The following is a 3,901-nucleotide window of genomic DNA, read 5'->3' as shown; positions in this document are numbered from 1 at the left end:
CCGCCGCGCGGGCGCAGGAGGCGCTGGACAAGGCGCTCCAGGAGGTCGAGGAGCTGGCCGAGCGGCTCGCCGTGGCGGAGGAGATGCCGGTCGAGGAGGAGCCGGACACCTCGGCCAGGGACCGGCTCGCCGCCGACGGCGCCAACGCGCGGCAGACCGAGATGGAGGCCCGCCTCCAGGTCCGTACGCACGAGGAGCGGGTCAAGGGGCTGGCCGGACGCGCCGACTCGCTCGACCGTGCCGCGCGGGCGGAACGCGAGGCACGCGCGCGTGCCGAGCAGCGGCGGGCCCGCCTGCGTCACGAGGCGGCCGTCGCCGAGGCCGTGGCCTCCGGCGCCCGGCAGCTGCTCGCGCACGTCGAGGTCTCGCTGGCCCGCGCGGAGCGGGAGCGTTCGGCCGCGGAGGCGGCGAAGGCCCGGCGCGAGCAGGAGCTGGCCGCCGCCCGTACCCAGGCCCGTGACCTGAAGGCGGAGCTGGACAAGCTGACCGACTCCGTGCACCGGGGCGAGGTGCTGGGCGCGGAGAAGCGGCTGCGGATCGAGCAGCTGGAGAACAGGGCGCTGGAGGAGCTGGGCGTGGAGCCCGCCGGGCTCGTGGCCGAGTACGGGCCGCGTCAGCTGGTACCGCCGTCGCCGCCCGCCGAGGGCGAGGAGCTGCCGGACGACCCCGGGCATCCGCGCAACCAGCCGCGGCCGTTCGTGCGGGCGGAGCAGGAGAAGCGGCTGAAGGCGGCCGAGCGGGCGTATCAGCAGCTCGGCAAGGTGAATCCGCTGGCGCTGGAGGAGTTCGCGGCGCTGGAGGAGCGGCACAAGTTCCTCAGCGAGCAGCTGGAGGACCTGAAGAAGACCCGCGCGGATCTGCTCCAGGTCGTCAAGGAGGTCGACGAGCGGGTCGAGCAGGTGTTCACCGAGGCCTACCGGGACACCGCGCGGGAGTTCGAGGGCGTGTTCGGCCGGCTCTTCCCGGGCGGCGAGGGCCGGCTGGTGCTGACGGATCCCGGCAACATGCTCACCACCGGTGTGGACGTGGAGGCGCGTCCGCCGGGCAAGAAGGTGAAGCGGCTGAGTCTGCTCTCCGGCGGGGAGCGGTCGCTGACCGCCGTCGCCCTGCTGGTGTCGATCTTCAAGGCGCGGCCCAGCCCGTTCTACGTGATGGACGAGGTCGAGGCCGCGCTGGACGACACCAACCTCCAGCGGCTGATCCGGATCATGCAGGAGTTGCAGGAGACCTCGCAGCTCATCGTCATCACGCACCAGAAGCGGACCATGGAGGTCGCCGACGCGCTGTACGGCGTCTCCATGCAGGGCGACGGTGTGTCGAAGGTCATCAGCCAGCGGCTGCGTTGATCGTCCGCTTCCGGGCACCGGTCTACACCAGTAATGACCTGCCCCTCTGAAGATCACTTCAAGAATTGAACACAAGCCGCTACGTCATGGCTGAAAACTCACAGGTCTTGGCCTATTGACTTCGAAACCTGAAGGCATAGTCTCTGCAACGTTGCTTTTACCTTCAGGTGTGAGCGGCGTGAACGCCGCACCCCTGGAAGGGCTACGCCCCCAGCCGGCAGCGTTGCCGGCGGCCCGAGGAGTTACCCACGTGACCAGCACAGCGCAGGCACCCCAGTCAGGAGCCAAGTCGGCGCACCCCGAACATCTCGGGCACGTCGTCTTCATCACGGCGGCAGCCGCCATGGGCGGTTTCCTGTTCGGCTACGACAGCTCTGTCATCAACGGCGCGAACGGCGGCATCCAGGCTCGGTTCGACCTCAGCTCCGGTGCCACCGGAACGGTCGCCGCCTGCGCCCTGCTCGGCAGCGCCGTGGGTGCGGCCGTCGCGGGCCGGATCGCCGACCGCATCGGCCGTATCCGCGTCATGCAGATCGCCGCGGTCCTGTTCGCGGTGAGCGCGGTGGGCTCCGGCCTGCCGTTCGCCGCCTGGGACCTCGCCGCCTGGCGTGTCCTCGGCGGCATAGCCATCGGTATGGCCTCGGTGATCGGCCCGGCCTACATCGCCGAGGTCGCCCCGCCCGCCTACCGGGGCAGGCTCGCCTCGTTCCAGCAGGCCGCCATCGTCATCGGCATCGCCGTCTCCCAGCTCGTCAACTGGGCCATCCTGAACCTGGCCGACGGTGAGGAGCGCGGGAAGATCGCGGGCCTGGAGGCCTGGCAGTGGATGCTCGGCGTGATGCTGGTGCCGGCCGTGATCTACGGTCTGCTGTCCTTCGCCATCCCCGAGTCGCCGCGCTACCTGATCAGCGTGGGCCGCACCGACGACGCCAAGAAGGTGCTTGGCGACGTCGAGGGCGACATCGACCTGGACGCCCGTGTCGCCGAGATCGACGAGGCGATGCGCAGCGACCACAAGTCCACCTTCAGGGACCTGATGGGCGGCCGCTTCGGCCTGCTGCCGATCGTCTGGATCGGCATCGGCCTCTCCGTCTTCCAGCAGCTGGTCGGCATCAACGTCATCTTCTACTACTCGAACCTGCTGTGGCAGTCCGTCGGCGTCGACCCGTCGAGCTCGTTCTTCTACTCGTTCGAGACCTCGATCATCAACATCATCGGTACCGTGATCGCGATGATCTTCGTCGACCGCCTCGGCCGCAAGCCGCTCGCGCTCATCGGCTCGGTCGGCATGGGCGTCTCGCTGGCCGCGGCCGCCTGGTCCTTCTCCTTCCAGAACGGCAACGACCCGCTGCCCACCGCGCAGGGTTACGTCGCGCTGATCGCCGCCAACGCGTTCGTGCTCTTCTTCGCCCTGTCCTGGGGTGTGGTCGTCTGGGTCATGCTCGGTGAGGTCTTCCCGAACAAGATCCGCGCCGCCGCGCTCGGTGTGGCCGCCTCGGCCCAGTGGATCGCCAACTGGGTGATCACCATCACCTTCCCGGACCTCTCGGAGTGGAACCTGTCGCTCACCTACGTCATGTACGCGGTGTTCGCCTTCCTCTCCATCCCCTTCATCCTCAAGTTCGTGCCCGAGACCAAGGGCAAGAAGCTGGAGGAGATGGGCTGAGCCTCACCGAGGCTCCCTGGACTCGAGGAGACGGGCCAAGTCCCCGCTGCCCGCTCCTCGACACCCGGAAGACGTACTGCCCCGGCTCGGACACCGAGCCGGGGCAGTACGTCTTCCAGCAGTGCGCGTGTTCAGACGCCGGTCGGCTGAAGCTCCTCGGCGGGACCGGCCGGCCGCGCCGCCGGCGTGGTCACGACCGGCTTCGGCAGGGCCAGGTACAGCAGGCCCGAGATCACGACCGTGGCGACCCAGCCGAGGCCGTACTCGCCGATCACGTTGTTGTCGGCGAGCGGGCCGGTGAACCAGTCCGACGTGGTGAAGAGCAGGCCCGAGACCAGGCCGGCCGCCCAGGCGGTCACCGCGGCGGGGGAGAAGCCGCCCCGGTACCAGTAGGCGCTGGTGCGCGTGGTGTCCGCCATCGCCTCGCCGTCGTACTCCGTGCGCCGCAGCATGTCCGCGCCGAACACGCCGACCCAGGCGGAGAACGCCACCGCCAGCAGGGACAGGAACGCGATGAAGGAGCCCATGAAGCTCGTCGCCACCAGCATCAGCACCCCGCCGAAGACCAGCGAGATCAGCGCGTTGACGGACACCGCCCAGTGCCGGGGCACCTTGATGCCGAGGGTCTGCGCGGTGAAGCCCGCCGAGTACATCGACATCGCGTTGATCAGCAGCATGCCGATCAGCGCGATCAGCAGGTACGGCACCGCGATCCAGGTCGGCAGGATCTCGCCGAGGAAGGAGACCGGGTCGGCGGCCGAGGCCAGGTCCGGCGTCGACACCGCCATCACCGCGCCCATCAGCACCATCGGCAGCACGACGACACCGGCGCCGCCGACCGCCGTGCCCACGATCGCCTTGGAGGACGCCGTGCGCGGCAGATAGCGGG

General features: G+C 69.5%; 3 protein-coding genes. 2 read left to right on the top strand and 1 reads right to left on the bottom strand.

Annotated features, from left to right (window positions below):
- Positions 1-1,346: AAA family ATPase (locus CCN42_RS06650; RefSeq protein WP_158102069.1), on the top strand; the 1,346-nt coding region annotated here is incomplete at its 5' end.
- A gap of 250 nt (positions 1,347-1,596) precedes the next feature.
- Positions 1,597-3,012 carry a sugar porter family MFS transporter gene (locus CCN42_RS06645; protein WP_086733706.1) on the top strand — a complete coding sequence of 472 codons (1,416 nt, stop codon included), beginning with the start codon at positions 1,597-1,599 and terminating at the stop codon, positions 3,010-3,012.
- Between the two features lie 131 nt (positions 3,013-3,143).
- Here the strand turns inward: CCN42_RS06645 and CCN42_RS06640 are convergent.
- On the bottom strand, positions 3,144-3,901 hold a 758-nt coding region (locus CCN42_RS06640), incomplete at its 5' end, for a cytosine permease (RefSeq protein ID WP_211294644.1).

The sequence above is a fragment of the Streptomyces glaucescens genome, from assembly GCF_002154375.1.
Classification (GTDB): domain Bacteria; phylum Actinomycetota; class Actinomycetes; order Streptomycetales; family Streptomycetaceae; genus Streptomyces; species Streptomyces glaucescens.
This window is presented reverse-complemented; position numbering and strand designations above follow the sequence as displayed.